This window comes from Shewanella marisflavi, assembly GCF_023283925.1.
Classification (GTDB): Bacteria; Pseudomonadota; Gammaproteobacteria; order Enterobacterales; family Shewanellaceae; genus Shewanella; species Shewanella marisflavi.
Map to the genome: position 1 here is coordinate 44,031 of NZ_JAKIKX010000010.1, position 17,858 is coordinate 61,888.

Sequence of the window (17,858 nt, forward strand, 5' to 3'; positions counted from 1 at the left end):
TGAGATGCCTCTTGAATCATTAGCCTTATCCGACACGCCGCCGGCGCTCACCTTAGCCGATAAGGCACTACAGGCTATTCAGACCAGTATCATCAAGGGAGAGCTCGCCCCAGGCAGCAAGATCAATGAACAGATGTTGGCACAAAGATATGGCATCAGCCGCGGCCCGACTCGCGAAGCTTTGTTGACACTAGAGCGCCGCCGCTTGGTGGTGAGAGTGCCACATGTTGGCGCCAGAGTGGCTCAGCTGTCGATTGAGGAGCTCAACGATCTTTACCGTCTGCGCAGTGTCCTCGAAGGGATGGCTTGCGAATTAGCGGCGCAACATATTACCCCTGCGGCACTGATGCAGTTGCAAAGTCTGATGGATAATCAGGAAGAGGCCCTAGCCAAGGGAGATACCTATTTTCAACAAGATGGCGATGTGGATTTTCACTATCGCATTATACGTGCCAGTGGCAGTCGACACCTGCAGGAGACACTTATAGGTAACCTATACCATCTGCTGCGCATGTACCGCTACCAATGCACCAGCGAGACCCGGCCCACCAGGGCGATTGCCGAACACAGAAATATAGTCAATGCTATCGCCGAAGGTGACGGCGAGCTCGCCAGCCTACTAATGCGTCGTCATATCGAGCAAGGCAGGATAAACACAGAGAAACGACTCAAGGCGCTGCAAGCAGAGCAGCGTTAACCAGGTTCATGCCAGCGAATATTCGTTGACATCGACTCGAAAAGGCCTTGCCCCTCCCTTCCGGCAAGGCCTTTTCTTTTGGACGTAACACTTTGTATCATTTGAGTCATTTTGTTGTAAGTGTCATAAATTTGACTATTAACTTTAACAAAATGTTAATATAATTGCCCGCCTGAATGATTACCTTAAATGCATAGCTATGCATCAGCAGAGAAAAGTAGTTTTGAACCCAGTTACGTTTATCGGTAGACTCAAGCAGTCATCATTTGCTCGCTTGGTCGCAGCTATCGCCTTTCCCCTTATGATCAGCGGTTGCCAACTCAACAGCACCCCACAAACATCACGAGATTACCTTGAGGTCACCCCAACCCAACTTAGCAAATACTGGGTAATTCAAGACAACACGCTCAATTGGCAAGACCTGCTTAATTATCAATCTAATCAGCAGCAGCTCAATATACGTTTTAGCATTAATCAGGCAGGGCAACTGGTCGATCTCGACATAGACCATGAACAGCTGGCGATGACTGCACAACAAAAAGAGCTTTTGCTGGCGAGGTTTAGCGAGCAGAGGTTTAATGCCACCGTCGATAATAAAACGGCGCAGCCGGTTAGAGTGTCCGCGACCATAGTGTTTAATTAAAAGAGTGTTCAATTAAAAGAGTGTTCAATTAAAAAAGGCGCCTAATAGGCGCCCTTTTTATATCAAACTCAAGAGTTAGGCGCGACGCGCTCAACCTTTTGCATCCAGCCTTCGGGGCCTTGACGCTTACCCTTTTGAATGTCGGTCAGAACCTGATAAATGCGGCGAGTATGTTCACCCACCTCACCAGAGCCTACCGTTAGCACCCGACGATCTTCAAAAATATAGGAACCCACCGGCGATACCACTGCAGCGGTACCGAATCCACCAGCTTCAATAATCTCTCCCGACTCGATATCGGCAATAAACTGCTCTAACATCACTGTCTCTTGACGCACGGTGCAACCCAGCTCCTTCTCTAACTCCATGATGGATTGAGAGGTAATGGACTTCAAAATCGTATCGGTAAACTTAGGAATGATAATGGTGCCATCTTTAAGCACGTGGAAGTGGTTCATTGCCCCCACCTCTTCTATCTGCTTGTTATTGGCATCCAGATACAACACCTGGGCCGCGCCATATTCGGCAGCCGCCTTACCTGCTTTAAGCGACGCAGCATAGTTACCCGCCGCCTTAGATGCACCCGTGCCGCCAGACACGGCGCGATGAAAACGCTCGGTGATCAACAAACGGATCGCTTTATCGAAACCATCTGCATAATAGGCGCCACTCGGGCTTAACATGACACAGAAGGTATACTGCTGACTCGGGCTTACCGACAGCCTATCTTCGGTGGCAAACACAAAGGGACGAATATAGAGACAGGCGCCCTCTTGCATGGGGAACCACAACCTATCGACATCAATTAAGGCATTAATACCGGCCAGCTGCATCGCTTCTGGCACCTCAGGAATACACAAGACCTCGCCACTACAGTTGAGGCGCTCGGCATTTTTCTTTAAGCGGAAGGTGTAGATCTCACCGTCGTCATGCATAAAGGCCTTGGCGCCTTCAAAGATTGACTGACCATAATGCAGTGCCATTGCACCGGGCGCCATCTCAAAAGGCCCGTAAGGTACAATTCTCGGATCTCGCCACTCCCCATCGCGGTAATCCATCAAAAACATATGATCAGTTCTCAGATTGCCGAAGCCCACATTGGTTTCCGGCTCAAACTGTTCTGTACGGCGTTCAGACGCAGGTTTTAAGTTATAGTTTATTTGCATTTCATACCACCTTGAAGACTGATCTAGCAGACTATGTATGACCTGCTTGAAAGTCAAGCCATAGGCGGGGTAGCAGCAAATTCTTCATCTGACTCGCAGTACAGATTTTTAGACAGAGAAGGCCTGATGCCACGGGGGGTTATCTCTTCATTCCGACGAGGCTAACTCACCACAGTGATGACAATTTTGGCCCAGCCCTCGAGCCTATCGAGGGCTTTTTATTGGTAGGATTGTCTGACGCAGGTGGGTTTATCTTTCAAATTTACACTAGATAAGGCGCTACAGGCCGCACAGGTCATGTGGTCTCGATAATGTTGATCGAAAAACGCTTTGGTTCTTGCCTCGAGACTGTCGAACAACTCTGGCGTTAATGGTTTATCCCATTTGTACAGCCCCATCAGCTTAGCCAGATGGCGATAACAGGTCTCACGCCGATTAGAGAGATACTCTGGCGCAATGAGCTGACTCTCAAACTGAGTCAATGACCCCGTTAGATAGAAGGTGAGTCCCTGCACTAGCTCTTTGATTTGCAGTGGCGTCGCCTGCAACTCCCCTTGTTCGACGGCGGCATGAAGCGAATCGGTAAACCAGCCCCAAAACGCATTGATACGTTTCTTAAAACGCTCCACCTTCTCATCGCTGGCAAGTTGCCACACCATGGTATTTACGGAGACGGATCTCAGGGTAAAGAAACTCTTGCTGCGACTAATGGTTTCAAAGGTGAACAGAACGGGCAGCAACACCTTTTCCTGTTCAGTTAACTCTGGATGCTTGTCGATGAAAATAGGCAAGTGATTTGAGGTCGCACTGCGCAAAAACAGGCATACCAGGACATCCTCTTTACGTTCGAAAAACTTATACAGGGTTCCGGTGGAACATCCCACCTCTTTAGCCAACTGTGAGAACTTAAATGATACGACACCCTGTGACTCGATTAGCTGCTCTGCGGCATCTAATATCTGATTACAACGCATCATAGGCAAGGTTTCAGTCGGACACTTCATCATTTAACCCTCATCTTGAAAGAGGCGAGAGTATGCGCTCATTTTGACTTCGAGCAACAGCGATTGCTGATTTAATCGGGATAAACCTCACGCAATACGGCCTTTATTGCACCGCTTTGTGAATCACGTCAAACAAACATTCGCACAATAAAATTCACCGCACACACATTCACGGTAACATTCGCCGTAACAATCAGGGCCAACCGAAACATTTCGGAAAACTTATTCGAGACATGGTTCACGAATAAGTTTGCCACCCAAGAAATGGCGTGACTTAGTTCAACTTTACCCCTTCACAGAACCTCTATCTTTGTTGGCATAAAGAGACAGAGGACACTTATAGATGCACAACAGAAGAAACTTTTTAAAGCTTAGTGCGGGTGCTGCCATCGGCGGTATGACTGCCGCTTTACCAAGCACCAGCTTAGCCAACGAGTGCCAAGAGATTAAATGGGACGAGTCTCATGATGTCATCGTGGTTGGCTCCGGCTTTGCCGGACTATCAGCCGCGCTCAATACCAAGCGCCAAGGCGTTAAATCCGTATTAGTACTCGAAAAAATGCAGGTCATCGGTGGTAACTCGGCGATCAACGGCGGCTGGTTAGCTATCCCCAAGAACCCCATTCAGCTGGCCCAAGGCATCAAAGATGACTCACCAGAAGAGCTGGTCAAAGATCAGATCATCTCGGGTCGTGGCATGCAAAACGAGGCGGCGCTGCGCCAGATCGCCAATAGAGCCTTAGACGCCTACGAGCTGTGTATCGACACGGGCGTTAAATTCCGCGATGGCTTTAACATTCAGGTCGGCGGCCACAATAAGGCCCGCGCCATACGGACACAACACGGCACGGGCGGCGATATCACCACCAAGCTGTATGAGGCGGGGGTAAAAGAGGGGGTGGAATACCGCCTGCAACATTACATCGAAGATTTCATCATGGAAGGTCAGGAGATCATCGGCGTCAAGGTGCGTAAGAACTACCGCTTCCCAGATATCACCACAGGCAGCACGATTTACATCAAGGCTAACAAGGCGGTCATCCTGGCCAATGGTGGCTTTGCCCGCAACATGAAGCTGCGCGAAATGGTCGATCCTTCGCTGGACCCCACACTAGATTGCACCAATGCCCTAGGCGCCACCGGCGAGGTCACTCTTACCGCTATGGCACACGGCGCACTACCCGTGCACATGAACCTGATTCAAACAGGTCACTGGGGCTCTCCTGATGAAGGCGGGTTTGGCTGGTCAAACGCCCTACTCTCTATCGGCTGGCACCAAGGCGCCGCCATTAGTGTTCCCAATGGTAAACGTTTCATGGATGAGCGTGCAGATCGCAAGACCTGCTCCGAAGCCATCATGAAAAACCGTTATCCAGACAACAGCCCAGCCTACCCAATAGTGTTGTTCAACTACGAGAAATACAAAGACGATGACCGTGTGGTGCGTGCGCTGCGCGACAAGATGGCCTGGAAACTGGACAGCCTCGACGAGATCGCCAGCAAGTTTAACATTCCTGCCGCCGAGCTAAAGCGCACCATTAACGAATACAACGGCCATGTCAACGCCCGTAAGGACCCGCTGTTCAACCGTAAGATGGACACGGCCGAAGTCTTAACCGGCCCCTATGTCGTCTCTCGTATCTGGCCAAAAGTGCACTACTGCATGGGTGGCCTGAAAACCGATCTCGGCGCCCGCGTTATCGATGGTCGCTCTATGGCCCCAATCAAGAAACTCTATGCCATAGGCGAAGTGACAGGTGGTATTCATGGCGAAGCCAGACTCAGCTCAACCTCTTGTCTCGAATGTTTGGCGATGGGAATCGTCGTCTCTGAATCCATCAAATCTGACGCGCAGGCATAACCACTATGAACAAATACATTTTAACCCTTTTACTTGGCCTGACACTCACTTCGAGCGCCTACGCTGGTGAACTCGTCAAGATGAAAGGCAAGACCCAAGGGCGCACCAATCACGAATTTATCTATCAAGATGGCTGCCAAAGCTGTCACCAGGGCTCAGGTAAGAAAAACGCCACTGACAGCGCATGTGTCGAGTGTCATGGCGAGATCAACAGCATCCCGGTAGACGAGAGCAAGCTAGCGATCCCTGAGGCGCATCCACATAAGTCTCTGCACTACAACCAAGGTGCGAGCTGCCTGGCCTGCCACGGTGAACATGAGAAGAAGGCGCCAGTCTGCGCCGAATGTCACCGCACCTGGTTTGGTGAGATGTAACAAATTCTGACGTAAATACTTAAAAATACTAATAGGTAATGATGATGAAAAAGACCACTCAATTTATGTTGTCCATGGTCGCCACCGCGATCGCCCTCTCTGCTTCTCCGGCATTTGCCGAGGAGCAAGAAGATGGCATCAATATCGGCGGCGCTGTACGTGTTAACTATGGCTATAAAGACTATAGCGATGCCTCTAAAGACAAAGGCGGCGATCTGACCTTCGATATGGCCGCCATTAAGTTCAACGGTAAGAAAGGCGACTGGGGTCTAGCGGCCGAGTACCGCTTCACCTCAAGCACCGACTACATCAAGTACGGTTATGGCTACTACAACATCGACCCCGACTGGCAATTACAGTTCGGTATCAACAAGGTCCCTTTTGGTAACCGTGACTTCATCTCTAACAGCTGGTGGTTCGGTATTCCTTACTACCTAGGCTTCGAAGACGATCATGATGTGGGTATCAAGGCTGTTTATGAGAAGAACGGCTGGCACACAGACCTAGCCTTCTACAAGAACCCTGAATACGGCCCGACAGAGAACAAACGCTACGCCACCGATCTCTATACGGGTACCATCAATGGCACCGAATACCACAACGAAGAGACCAACCAGTTCAACGTGCGCCAAACCTATACCCTGGAGCATGAAGGCGGCTCGACCACTTTAGGTGGCTCGGTACAATACGGTCAGATCTACAACAGCAAGACAGGTAACAATGGTGATCGCTATGCCGCAGCCCTGCACCTGGATAGCAACTACAAGGGCTGGAATCTTCAACTGCAAGCGATGCAGTATGAATATGACGCCGCCGATGCCGTCGATCCTAACAAGATTGGGGTCTCAGTGGTGAGCTGGCAGTATGAGATCGCTTCCAAGGGGCAGGCATACAGTGTCAACATCGCCAAGACCTTCAACACCGACTGGGGTAGCGTGAAGTGCTATAACGATTTCGGCTTGATGACGCCTGACGTGGCCGATGCCAGCTATGATGACAGCATGCAAAACGTAACAGGTTGTGCCATCTCAGCAGGTCCTACCTACACTATGGTTGATTTCATCATGGGTAAGAACATGACCTTCTCTACCGCCAACAACGACCATGTAGGATTACCCGAAGTGGGCGACGATTGGGATAAGCGGGTCAACATCAACTTTGGTTACTACTTCTAACCTTGCAACCTAAGTACCCAGCAGAAATCGGCTCGCTCTCACCCGGTTTCTGCCTTTTTTCCCTTTATTGAGATTCGATGCGGCTCCCCAAGCGCTAACGCATTTTAAATCTGGCCCTATCTGATAGGGCTTTTTTCATTTCCCTCTGTATCAATCAACACCAAGACTATGAAAAAATACTTAAGCTGTGCCCTCATCTGCCTCAGTTTCCCAGCCATAACGGCTCACGCCACCAACATTGAAGTGGGTGGATTTCTCAAGGCCAATGCACGCTATGTCGATGGTAATATCGCTTTTCAAGACAGCTGGTCCGGCGGCGGGCAGGTAGTGCAAACGGCCAAACGTACCCAATTTAGCGCTCAGGAGAGTCGCTTCAATGTCAAACTCAATCATGAGCAGATCTTCGGCTTCGCCGAGATAGACTTTGTTGGCTCGCATCAGGGCAACCCTATCATCTCAAACTCTTATGCCCCCAGACTCAGACACGCCTTTATTCAGTATCAAGGCATTACCGCGGGGCAAACCTGGTCGACATTGGTCAACACCAGCAGCTTTGCCGAAACCGCCGATCTCGGCGGCCCCTTAGTTGGCCAGGCCATGGTCAGACAAGCACAGTTCCGTTTCAGCACGACCCACTGGCAGTTTGCCCTGGAAAACCCTTACACCTACGGCACCACCAGCCCTGATAACCAAGGGCAGACGCAATGGATAGACACCAGTAATGACTATCTGCCCGATGCTATCATCAGATATAACCTAGAGGGGGATTGGGGCAACGTTTCACTATCTAGCCTGATCCGCTATCTCGACCCCGACGGCAGCCAACAATGGGGCGGCGGGCTCTCTATGGGGGCCAAACTCTTCACCTATGCGCGAGATGACCTACGCCTGCAACTCCACTATGGCAATCTGGGACGCTATGTGGGCACAGATGCGGCGAAAGATATCTTCAATGGCGAGATAGAGACCTCGCTGTCGGGCATGTTTGCCTACCGCCACTTCTGGACCGAGCACAGCCGTTCAACCCTCTTCTATGGACGCACCACCACAGAGGTAGAACAGACAGATCGTCACCATTGGGGCATCAATCTGTTTACCGATCTCACGCCTGGACTCAGTGTCGGCATCGAACTCGGGCGATATGAAATAGAGGATGCCTCCAGCGAGACTGCCGGCCAGCGGCCACAAGGCGCCTCCAATTACGCCCAGTTGAGCATGCAATTTTCACTGTAAGAGGCACGATAGGTAAGATTATTCGCGAGCCAAGTCACGAATAAGTTTGCTGTTAAAAAAGTGACGTGATCTATTTCACCTTTACAACAATCTAATCACTTTATCGTTAGTCCATACACAAGTTTACACCCAAAATAACGTGGCCAAAGGCCGCAAAAAATAGGACAGGAATGATGAAATTAAAAATGCTTTTAGGTGTTGCCGCACTGGCTTCAACCACAGCCGTGGCCCAAGGCCCACAGTGCAACCATGCGCAGCTGCCATTTCAGCAGATGACGCCGGTGCCTTACGACAGCACACCTTACTCACCACAAGACACTATGCCTGAGCAGTGCAGTAACCCTGAAGTTGAGGCCTATATTGCGGATTGGGAAGCGGGCAAGATCGACTTCACAACCATCCAGGCCAACGACAGCATCGCCGCCGATCAGCGTTTCTGTAAGACCTTAGATGACGACGGCAACATTTCAGAAGTCAAAGACTGTGATCGTACTAAGTCACCCGTTGGTTACATCTGGAAAGAGCTATCTGATAGCCCAGTCGTGATAGGCATTACCGATGGCGGCAAGTCTGACCATGCGCCACACTTCCACGGCCAACCAGAATGTTACTATGTGGTCAACGGCGAAGGACAAACTCTGGCGGACAACCAGTTTAAGAAGTTGGGTACTGGCCAATACTTCTATATTCCAGGTGCTACCATCCACAACACGCCTATCATGTCTGAAAAAGGCCTTGGCGTGATCTACTGGTACCCTAAAAACGCCCACTTCGACGGCTTCAAATACTACTGGCGCAAAGACGTGAAGAACCTACGTGTTGCCGAAGAAGCCTTCGACCGCGTAGATGCCATCCGTAAGCGCGACCTAAACTTAGGCCCCTACGGCACCAACGAAGCCTTCTTCAAGAAATAATCTAGGCCTCTCAAACTAAAAAAGCGGAACCCCAGGTTCCGCTTTTTGCTATCCAGTCTTAACCTTCTGGGGAGATCCCCTTGAAATCCTCTGAGTCGCCAATCTTGGCAAAGCTAAAGGTATTGGGGGCGATATATCGTTCAAGCTCGATATCCAGCATCAGAGTCTGATCGCCGCTCAGCAGCTCACTCAACTGGTTAGGTTCACAGCGAAACTCGGCGCATTTGTAATGGCTAAAGCCCTCATTAGGCCGAGGCACCAGCTTAAGCCCCAGCTTACCAGCTCGGAGCTTAGTTAACTTGCTAGCCTCCAAGTAAAAGGTGATCACATTGCCATTGACGCTGTTGCGCTGTTTATCCGCCACCAGCCCCTTAGGTAAGCGTGATGCATGATACTCGTCACCTGCCAGCAGATAACAATCAAAATCTGTCACTCTATGGCCTAGGTGATCATTAACCCGCACCACCAGCATGCTAAAGCGCTTCTTGCGCTCGGCCACAGATGTAACAACCATCTCCTCACGCAACTGCCGATAACCCTGGGCGTCATTTACCGCCAAACAGGCCAAAATCGCGCCGACCACAGGCTTATTTTTACCGTTACGCAGTGTCACAGAATTCATGATCCCAAACTTGCGATGGCTATGGCTTGCCTTAGGAATAATCGCCAAGGCGCAGGCCTCACGGGGCTGAGTCACCTGAGTCAACGCCAGTGTTTCAGCGCACTCACCGTCAAAGCTCTCGCACTGCATGCCAGCTTGCTGCTCCAGCTTAGCGTGAACAAAGTTCATGTTAGCAGCGCACACTCTTACCACACCGTCCGAGCCAGGCTCACCTGTGTAGCTGTTCATATAATCATAAAGTGCACTGTCTATCGTCTCACCGGTGAGTACGAAGGGATACACGCCAGCCGCCAACCAGTCCTGTTGCTGCCAAATGAGGTTAAGGTCATGCTGGCCATCGCTGCCCAACTCCAGCCAGTCCAGCACACGCTGACCCGGCTCGACACCATCGAACCAAGCCTTTAACCGACTCACTCTAGATTTTCCCAGCTGTGCCAGGGCCGAGCCATGATTGGCTGGCGCCAGCATGATCAGATGTTGTAGCGGGGCCACCGAAACATCATCCAGGTAATAACGACACAACCAATGGCGTATCAGCGGCCCACCGGTCGAGTGAGTGATCACAGAGAAAGGCTCATCACCCAGCTCGGCGCGGCGGGCCGCCTCGAAGGCTATGCTCAAATCCTCCAGCGTCACCGCATCGTTGAAGCTGATATAACGCCCCAGATAAATGTGTTGGATATCCAGTGCTAATCCTGGTGGCGCTTCACGATGCAACACCTGAGGTAACTCGCCGTAGGTTTGTGTACTGGTGACACTCCATCCATGTACAAACACCAGTTTCATCAATTTACTCCTTTATCAAACAAGGCTCACGTGAGTGAATAACCCAATTAAGTCACACAAACAACTTAGCTATTGGTCAAACAAACGCAAACTAACCTGCAGATTTCATTCAGTTTTGGTTCAGTAAGGCTAACTTACTATGCCCTCAACAAAAACAACACACCTACAAAAAGAGAGCATATTATGACTAAGAAGACATTAGCAATCGCCACCATTATCACCTCAGCATTATCAGCACCAACGATGGCGGCAGATTGGTTCATCGGTGGCAGTATTGGTTCACAGGAAAACAATTACAAGGCAAAGCTCACCGAAGCCGTCGACCCTGAATTCAACAATGGCTCCTACAAAGATTCAGATAACGACGCCATCTATGGACTACGTGGCGGGGCTTACCTGAATGACAACAACCGCGTATACGGTACTTACTCGTACAATTCAGACGACTTCGCTGAGCAACAGAGCCTATTACTCTCTTACGACTACCTGGTCGGCCTGGATGCCAACAATAAGTTCAACTGGTTTATCGGTGCGACGGCAGGTGTGAACCACGAGAGTCCAGACACAGATCTGCTGGAGTCTAAGAATCGCTTCGTATGGGGTGGTCAAACAGGTTTCATGTACAAGATTAACGACAGTGTGAATGCAGAGATCGGCTATCGTTACCTGAAGCAGGACTATGAGCGAAGCTTCGCCTCAGACGCTGGCGACAAGGCATCCTTCTCACTCGACGACAGCCAACAGGTTTACCTGTCTGTAGACTACCGCTTCTAAGTCGAGTCATTAGCAGAAAGCCCCGCAAGGGGCTTTTTTATTGGGCATCTTCCTCCGCTTGTGTCACCTTGCTCTACAACTCAGGTCAATTGAATTCAAATAGGCTAAGATGCGAATAGGATCGGCCAACAAGGAAACGCTATGCCCCCCTATCGGATCATCAACTGCCATGCCCACGACTATCTGGAACTTGCCTGCATGCGAGGCTATCCGTTACTGATTGAGACGACACAAGGTGATATCCAGAGCGTGGCAATCAATCTGATCACTTTGGCGGATAAAACGGAATATTTGGTGGTAAGCAATGGTTCGCAGGAGCAACAGATCAGGCTAGATCAGATCCTGGCAATCACGCCGTTGTCGCAACCGGCGGAGTTTGGTCGAGTTCTAATAACTCCCCAAGATGAGTAGGCTTGAAAGCCGCTTTGTCAGCCAAAAGTCGCGACAGATACAGCAAAGTGACCGCGGCCGATGGAATAAACAATCTTTAATCCATTTATAGACGGATTTTTAGACATTTAACACGAATTAGCTATTCACTCAGATAGCCGCACTGATAGAATCGAACCACCATCCAGAAACTATTAGGACCTCCCGATGAGCCTTGAACTACTGTCCAAGCTGGAAACAAAAATCCAAGCGGCACTCGAAACCATTGAGCTACTAAAAATGGAGCTTGAGGAAGAGAAGCAGAAGAACCACACCCTGAGCGAACAAAACCAACAACTCAGCCAAGACCTCAACTCTTGGAACGAAAAAGTCACCGGACTTGTTGGTTTGCTTAACGACGAAGTCAGTGAGTAGTTCTCACGTGAAGCGAAGATCTAAGCCATCTTCGCTTCGTTATGTTGATTTTCGATTAACTCATTCAATTCAATAATGGCGCGTTTTACCTGAGGCAGACTCTGACGCGGCAGCAAAAATTTTCCTTTCTCAAACTCCAATCGTCCCAAATCCTTCACCCAGATCACTCCAGACACAAAGATACGGGCATGTTTGACAATTAATTTCGGTGCGTAGACAGGAAAAACTCTCATGAGACCTCCAAGCAAGACTCTGCGTTCTTATTTTTATACTTAACTTCGACAGGATTTTTACCATGTTAGTTTCAATTTTTTGAGCATTTTTTTAGAGAAGCTTGAGCTAGATGCCATAGAACTAAAATTTTGTGTTGTCTATCAGACCAATAGATTAGAACAATAAAAAATTGTCACTTGCCAAATTTTTGACACCCTGTTAGATTGAAACTGTTACTCAGGGTAAATAGAGCTTTATAGCTCGATAACCGTATTTCCATAGCGACCGGAAATACGGTTTTTTTTATTTTGGGCAACAAAAAGGGGCGCTAGGCCCCTTTCGATAACAAGTTGACGATTATTTCAAGCTAGTCAGGTAGTAAGCGATCTGCAGCAATTCGTCGTAAGACTTAATCGCACCCGTTTCAACACGGTACTTACCATTCACCACCAAAGCCGGTACGCCAGACAGTTTGGCATTCTCGGTAGCACGCTTCATCTGCGCCATCTGTGCACTCACCATAAATGAGTTCGCCGCAGCATCAAAATCCTTACCATCTATGCCATTGGCAATAAACAGTTTGCGAATATCGTCGCGGCTAGTGAAGCGTTGCTTCTTATCGTGAATCGCAGAGAAGAGAGCATGTTCCATCTTCTCTTCTACCTTCAGCTGGTGAGCCACCGCGAAGGCACGAGACATCTCAGGACCCATTTCACGGCCGATAAACTCTACGTGATTCTGCTTAAAGACCACGCCTTCAGGCAGGTTAGCCTTGATCTGTGGTACCTGAACCTTGGCGAAGTTGTAACAATGTGGACAGTAGAAAGAGAAAAACTCTGCGATCTCTGGCTTGGCAGTTGCCGGGCCTTCATTGATCACTGTGTAGTGAACTCCCTCTTTGTAGTCGGCGGCCAACACGGCCATAGGGGCAACCAAGAGTGCCAGTGCTACCAATAACGCTTTCTTCATTATACTTCCTTCTCAGTGCCTAAGCACTACTATGACAATAAGATTGAACATACCTTAAAGTGGTTTGGAGTCCACCTCAAGGGGATAAGTTCATTTTTCTGTTACAAAAACTACGACGCAATTCCCGTTAATTAATAGGGTATCAGGCTGATCGATGGTTCATCTAATTTCGCCAACTGCTCCTTAAACGCCAAGATCTGCTGCTCCCAATATTTCTCCTCACCATACCAGGGGAAGTTCATTGGAAAGGCTGGATCTTGCCAGCGACGACTGAGCCAGGCGTTGTAATGCAACATGCGCATCGCCCGCAATGGCTCAATGAGATGCAACTGGCGATTATCGAAGTCGCAAAACTCCTCGTAAGCCTCAAGCAACACCTCTAACTGCAAGGTCTGCTGCGCACGATCCCCTGCTAACATCATCCAGATATCCTGCACTGCAGGACCCATCTTGGCATCGTCGAGATCCACAAATCCAGGGCCATCGGGTGTCCACAAAATATTACTGGGGTGCAGATCCCCATGCAGACGAATCGCTTCGGTGGGATATTGATGCCACAAGGATTTCGCCTTGGCCAGCACCTGCTCCACTATGGTGAAATAAGCCGTTTCCAGGCTGGCGGGCACATGTTGAGATGCCTTAAGCCAGGCAAGAGATTCATCCCCCAACAAGGTCGGAGACAGGGTTTCGCGATAGGTAAATGGCCGCTGCTTGGCGAGAAGATGTATACGGCCGATGAAATGCCCCACCTCCTCAAGCTGCGTCAGGTTATCGACTTCAAAGGCCCGCCCGCCCATAGAGGGGAATAGCGCAAACCTGTATCCCTGATAATCATGCAGGGATCGCCCCTCGATAAGCACGGGCGACGCCACAGGGATCTCCTGAGCCTGTAACTCGGCGCAAAAATCATGCTCCTCCTGGATCTGTTCATTGCTCCAACGCTCTGGGCGATAAAACTTCACCACATAACGTCGACCGAGATCGCAGCGAAACTGGTAAACACGATTCTCATAACTGTTGAGCGCCAGCAGGCCTGTTTCAGGATAGATGCCCACAGATTCGATAGCGTCCATGATCAGATCAGGCGTTAACGCCTGAAAATGAAAGCCTGCGCCTTGCCGAGTGTCATTCATCGCTGTGACTCCAATAGTGTGGCCAGATAAACCAGCACCTCAACATCATCGTCGCGCTCGACCGACAACCAGCAAACATCGCCGTAAAATTCATAGTTAAGCTGCAATAGGCTGCCCTCGAAATCCAGTAGCCATTGATGCCTGTCGGCGCCCCAATGGCGTTCTATCACTCGGCAATCGAGCGCCTTGACCAGCGCCTCAGCAAACAGCTCAAAACGGTCAAAATCGATTTCGGCAACAATCGACAGACTCTTCGCCTGCGGATCGACGCTGATGGTGCTGATCTTCATCTCTTGATTCATCACTTTACCTAGGGTTACCCCATTCTCTTAACGCTTATTCATTTCATCAGGCTAACTGCTGCAGGACATGATCAGCCCCTGGCCCCACTCGGGTGGCCGCTTGGCAAAGTCCTCTTTATTAGGCTGCTCATCGAAGGGGCGGGTCAGTAATTGGTGCAGCTCTGCCAGCGGCTGAGTATTACCCTCTTCACAGGCGATAATCGCCTCCTGAGCCAGATAATTCCGCAGCACATACTTAGGATTAACTTGTGCCCTCGCTGCTTGCCAGCTGGCTACATCGCTCACCTTGCCCAAGCGGTCTTGATAGTTGCGATACCAGGCGTCAAAACCCGCCAGCTCGACAAAGTCATCCCTGAGCGAAGAAAACTGACTGCTCGGGTCCAACTGGGCAAAGCGGCGCCAAGTATTGGTGTGATCCAGGCGATTGGCTTCCATCAACTGAGTAAAGGCGCCAATCAGCTTAAGATCTGCGTCATCTTGCTCGCTGCTCGCCGCTTCTGCCGAGCCAATCCCCAATTTGCCGCGCATCAAGACCAGATATGCCTGCACCAGATGGTGCTGGTATGTATTCAAGGCGGCAATTAAGTCATCGGAGGCGATCAGAGGCACGACCGCCTGAGCCAGACGCTGCAGGTTCCACAGTCCGATACCCGGCTGCTGGCCGAAGGCATACCGACCATCGGGATCTGAATGGTTACAGATGAAGTCCTCCTCGAAGGTATCGAGAAAGGCGAAGGGGCCAAAGTCGAAGCTATCGCCGAGTATCGACATGTTATCGGTATTCATCACCCCATGGGCAAAACCTATGGCCTGCCAGTGGGCAATCAACTTAGCCGTATCGGCGACGACCCGGTTAAACCAGGCTATATAACCGGCCTGATCACAGCTTAAATCGGGATAATGTTGGGTCAGGGTAAAGTCGAGCAACTGCTTGAGCTTCTCTTTGCTGCCCTGTTCACTATGACAAAAATATTCGAAATGGCCGAAACGAATATGACTCTTGGCCAGACGCACGGTTATCGCCGCTGATTCCTGGGTTTCTCGCCATACCGGCAGATCTGAACCTATGACCGCCAAGGCACGAGTGGTAGGTATATTGAGATGGTGCAGCGCCTCGGACACCAAAAATTCCCGCACCGCACTGCGCATCACGGCGCGGCCATCACCATGGCGAGAATAAGGCGTCATACCGGCCCCTTTTAGGGCCACATCCCAATAACCCTGCGGACCCTCGGCTTCGCCGAGAATAATAGAGCGGCCATCGCCCAGTTGCGGCGAATACCCACCAAACTGATGTCCGCTGTAGACTTGGGCGTAATAACTCGCCCCGTCAATGGCTTGGTTTCCGGCGAGCCCTTGCAGTAGCTGCTCATCGGGCTGGTCGAGACCGATGAGCTTGGCAGCATCTTGGCTCCAGGCCAACCACTGAGGTCGCGGTAAGCCCTGGGGCGTCACCCGAGAATAGAAACCATGGAGCTGGTCGACATAATCTTGTTTAAACTTCATTGGCTTGCCCCTAGATTTCACTGGCTTACCAAAGTTTCCATGCGCTGACAGCTAAGCTGACCGTCATCTTTTACCTCGCAGAGGTAACCACATTGATAACGTCCGTTGCCAGTTTGACTCAATTTAACCATACCCGCCCCCTTTGCCAGACACTGGTCGAGTTGCTGATAGTAACCGGCGATATGCTTATCCAAGCTACCTGCGTTCTGCGAAACCATCTGCTGGCCATCGCTCTTCGCATCCGGATAGTAAAACAGTGTCCACTGTGGCACTTCAGTACACGCCGTTACCGTTAATAGTAACGCCACACTCACTATAAAGCTGCGCATTTTGATCTCCTGTTCACCACAGATTACCGAGCTATGGAGCGTCATCGACGCCCACCTCATAAAGAGATAAATGTTCCAGACATAACGCCATTCTCTTTCCTTCCATGGGCAAATGGCATAAATGTTCCGGACATAACGCCATTTCCTTTCCATCCATGGGACTCTTATCAGTCATCCTGCGGATAGGGCATAAATGTTCCGGACATAAAAAAGGCGACACTCAGTTCGCCTCTTTAAGTTTATCTTGACTAGTTTACACGGCTATTGGCCGAGATGCAGTAGATTACTGCTGCGCATTAAATCAGGACTGCGCCTTGGCCTTAGCCTTCTCGATACGGGTGATACGCCCTTCGAAGCCAGTCACAGTGCCGTCGGTCAATCCATAACTGATGGCGGCCAGGCAGACTTTGATGGCGCCATCAAAGTCACCACAGTCGTTTAGCAGAGTGGCTAGGTGCATAAAGCCAACGCCTTTCTCCTGCTCAGGAGCGGGCAAGGCCGCAAACAGTGACTGATAGTAGGGTGACAGGGCTGCACCATATTCACGGTATTCCTCTTGCTTACGCTGTTTATAGCATTCGGCGATCGCCTGTAGCAGCGCCACATGCTTGCCTTCAGCCTCAGGTTCGGCGCGATATTGGGCCAGTGAAGCCGTCAGCTTATCGTTGGCCCAAGACTCATCAGTCACCGCCAGCATCTTGAAGGCTGGCTCTGGCTCTGGCTCTGGCTCTGGCTCTGGCTCTGGCTCTGGCTCTGGCTCTGGCTCTGGCTCTGCAGCAGCCTGCTCGGGGACTTTTTCTACCTCAAGCGGCGCATCGGCTGGCTTCACCTCTTTGACGGCCTCTTCAACTGTTTCTTCGACGGCCTGGGCAACTTCTGCCTTTTCGGCAGACTCGAAGGTGATCCCCTCATCAGCTGGGGTCGAAACGACTTTCTCCGCTGCCTGACTCGGCACATCTACCGCTTCGCCCGATACTATCTTCTCAACCGGCTTCTGGGTTGCTTGTTGCTCTTCTTGTGCCAATCGCTGTGCTCGTTTGTACAAAAACACACCCACTGCTACCAGCAAAATAATGGCTATATATTTCATTATCATCCACCGTTGATTATTCGTGCCCAGTATCAGGCATTTTCATATCGTAAATTTGTCTAGATAGTAACCGATATTATTAGTCGATTCTCTTGCTATAAATCAAATATTTATACCTCTTTTTCCCTCGGGTATCAAAAAGAGCGCCCAAAATCATGCTTAGGGGGTAAAAATAGCGGTTCATCCCTCATCCTTCCGGGGCAATTACGCCAGATAAAAGCACTATTTTGTGCGCATCTTCATAATTTCGAGCACAGCTTTTG

At 50.2% G+C, this 17,858-nt stretch carries 20 protein-coding genes; 10 read left to right on the forward strand and 10 right to left on the reverse strand.

Annotated features, from left to right (window positions below; all coding sequences use genetic code 11):
* Nucleotides 1–4 precede the first annotated feature (4 nt).
* Nucleotides 5–697 (forward strand): GntR family transcriptional regulator, encoded by a 693-nt coding sequence (locus L2712_RS16615; protein WP_248978429.1) that lies wholly within the window; start codon nucleotides 5–7, stop codon nucleotides 695–697.
* Between the two features lie 223 nt (nucleotides 698–920).
* Complete coding sequence (locus tag L2712_RS16620; RefSeq protein ID WP_248978430.1) at nucleotides 921–1,340, forward strand: hypothetical protein; 420 nt, start codon at nucleotides 921–923, stop codon at nucleotides 1,338–1,340.
* Nucleotides 1,341–1,408: 68 nt separating this feature from the next.
* On the opposite strand, the gene L2712_RS16625 is transcribed toward L2712_RS16620, so the two are convergent.
* Nucleotides 1,409–2,506, reverse strand: a complete 1,098-nt coding sequence (locus L2712_RS16625) for a branched-chain amino acid aminotransferase (protein WP_248978431.1) — start codon at nucleotides 2,504–2,506, stop codon at nucleotides 1,409–1,411.
* 218 nt (nucleotides 2,507–2,724) lie between these two features.
* Nucleotides 2,725–3,510 carry a TetR/AcrR family transcriptional regulator gene (locus L2712_RS16630; RefSeq protein WP_248978473.1) on the reverse strand — a complete coding sequence of 262 codons (786 nt, stop codon included), beginning with the start codon at nucleotides 3,508–3,510 and terminating at the stop codon, nucleotides 2,725–2,727.
* 343 nt (nucleotides 3,511–3,853) lie between these two features.
* Here L2712_RS16630 and L2712_RS16635 point away from each other — a divergent pair, with 343 nt between their 5' ends.
* The 5 genes from L2712_RS16635 to L2712_RS16655 all read left to right on the forward strand — a co-directional run bounded on the left by L2712_RS16635 (nucleotide 3,854) and on the right by L2712_RS16655 (nucleotide 9,067).
* Nucleotides 3,854–5,371 carry a flavocytochrome c gene (locus tag L2712_RS16635; protein WP_248978432.1) on the forward strand — a complete coding sequence of 506 codons (1,518 nt, stop codon included), beginning with the start codon at nucleotides 3,854–3,856 and terminating at the stop codon, nucleotides 5,369–5,371.
* A gap of 5 nt (nucleotides 5,372–5,376) precedes the next feature.
* On the forward strand, nucleotides 5,377–5,745 hold the full coding sequence (locus L2712_RS16640) for a cytochrome c3 family protein (RefSeq protein ID WP_088903596.1): 369 nt from the start codon (nucleotides 5,377–5,379) through the stop codon (nucleotides 5,743–5,745).
* A 41-nt stretch (nucleotides 5,746–5,786) separates the two neighbouring features.
* Nucleotides 5,787–6,920 carry a hypothetical protein gene (locus L2712_RS16645; protein WP_248978433.1) on the forward strand — a complete coding sequence of 378 codons (1,134 nt, stop codon included), beginning with the start codon at nucleotides 5,787–5,789 and terminating at the stop codon, nucleotides 6,918–6,920.
* Nucleotides 6,921–7,088: 168 nt separating this feature from the next.
* Nucleotides 7,089–8,153, forward strand: coding sequence for a hypothetical protein (locus tag L2712_RS16650; RefSeq protein ID WP_248978434.1), 1,065 nt, complete (start codon nucleotides 7,089–7,091; stop codon nucleotides 8,151–8,153).
* Nucleotides 8,154–8,323: 170 nt separating this feature from the next.
* A complete protein-coding gene (locus L2712_RS16655) occupies nucleotides 8,324–9,067 on the forward strand; it encodes a cupin domain-containing protein (protein WP_088903593.1) in 744 nt (247 codons plus the stop codon).
* Between the two features lie 58 nt (nucleotides 9,068–9,125).
* On the opposite strand, the gene L2712_RS16660 is transcribed toward L2712_RS16655, so the two are convergent.
* Nucleotides 9,126–10,475 carry an esterase/lipase family protein gene (locus tag L2712_RS16660; RefSeq protein ID WP_248978435.1) on the reverse strand — a complete coding sequence of 450 codons (1,350 nt, stop codon included), beginning with the start codon at nucleotides 10,473–10,475 and terminating at the stop codon, nucleotides 9,126–9,128.
* A 183-nt stretch (nucleotides 10,476–10,658) separates the two neighbouring features.
* Here L2712_RS16660 and L2712_RS16665 point away from each other — a divergent pair, with 183 nt between their 5' ends.
* The 3 genes from L2712_RS16665 to L2712_RS16675 all read left to right on the forward strand — a co-directional run bounded on the left by L2712_RS16665 (nucleotide 10,659) and on the right by L2712_RS16675 (nucleotide 12,053).
* Complete coding sequence (locus L2712_RS16665) at nucleotides 10,659–11,249, forward strand: outer membrane beta-barrel protein (protein WP_248978436.1); 591 nt, start codon at nucleotides 10,659–10,661, stop codon at nucleotides 11,247–11,249.
* Between the two features lie 141 nt (nucleotides 11,250–11,390).
* Complete coding sequence (locus L2712_RS16670; protein WP_248978437.1) at nucleotides 11,391–11,660, forward strand: Rho-binding antiterminator; 270 nt, start codon at nucleotides 11,391–11,393, stop codon at nucleotides 11,658–11,660.
* 186 nt (nucleotides 11,661–11,846) lie between these two features.
* A complete protein-coding gene (locus tag L2712_RS16675) occupies nucleotides 11,847–12,053 on the forward strand; it encodes a cell division protein ZapB (protein ID WP_033540389.1) in 207 nt (68 codons plus the stop codon).
* Nucleotides 12,054–12,073: 20 nt separating this feature from the next.
* On the opposite strand, the gene L2712_RS16680 is transcribed toward L2712_RS16675, so the two are convergent.
* The 7 genes from L2712_RS16680 to L2712_RS16710 all read right to left on the reverse strand — a co-directional run bounded on the left by L2712_RS16680 (nucleotide 12,074) and on the right by L2712_RS16710 (nucleotide 17,595).
* On the reverse strand, nucleotides 12,074–12,286 hold the full coding sequence (locus tag L2712_RS16680) for a DUF1107 domain-containing protein (RefSeq protein ID WP_088903589.1): 213 nt from the start codon (nucleotides 12,284–12,286) through the stop codon (nucleotides 12,074–12,076).
* Between the two features lie 337 nt (nucleotides 12,287–12,623).
* Nucleotides 12,624–13,235 carry a thiol:disulfide interchange protein DsbA/DsbL gene (locus L2712_RS16685; protein ID WP_248978438.1) on the reverse strand — a complete coding sequence of 204 codons (612 nt, stop codon included), beginning with the start codon at nucleotides 13,233–13,235 and terminating at the stop codon, nucleotides 12,624–12,626.
* A 131-nt stretch (nucleotides 13,236–13,366) separates the two neighbouring features.
* A complete protein-coding gene (locus L2712_RS16690; RefSeq protein WP_088903587.1) occupies nucleotides 13,367–14,368 on the reverse strand; it encodes a serine/threonine protein kinase in 1,002 nt (333 codons plus the stop codon).
* Nucleotides 14,365–14,670, reverse strand: a complete 306-nt coding sequence (locus tag L2712_RS16695; protein ID WP_248978439.1) for a DUF3630 family protein — start codon at nucleotides 14,668–14,670, stop codon at nucleotides 14,365–14,367. Before L2712_RS16695 ends, L2712_RS16690 begins: the two co-directional genes overlap by 4 nt.
* 51 nt (nucleotides 14,671–14,721) lie before the next feature.
* Nucleotides 14,722–16,176, reverse strand: coding sequence for a protein adenylyltransferase SelO (locus tag L2712_RS16700; RefSeq protein WP_248978440.1), 1,455 nt, complete (start codon nucleotides 16,174–16,176; stop codon nucleotides 14,722–14,724).
* A gap of 17 nt (nucleotides 16,177–16,193) precedes the next feature.
* Nucleotides 16,194–16,505, reverse strand: coding sequence for a hypothetical protein (locus tag L2712_RS16705; protein WP_248978441.1), 312 nt, complete (start codon nucleotides 16,503–16,505; stop codon nucleotides 16,194–16,196).
* A gap of 301 nt (nucleotides 16,506–16,806) precedes the next feature.
* Nucleotides 16,807–17,595 (reverse strand): hypothetical protein, encoded by a 789-nt coding sequence (locus tag L2712_RS16710; protein ID WP_248978442.1) that lies wholly within the window; start codon nucleotides 17,593–17,595, stop codon nucleotides 16,807–16,809.
* Nucleotides 17,596–17,858: the final 263 nt, after the last annotated feature.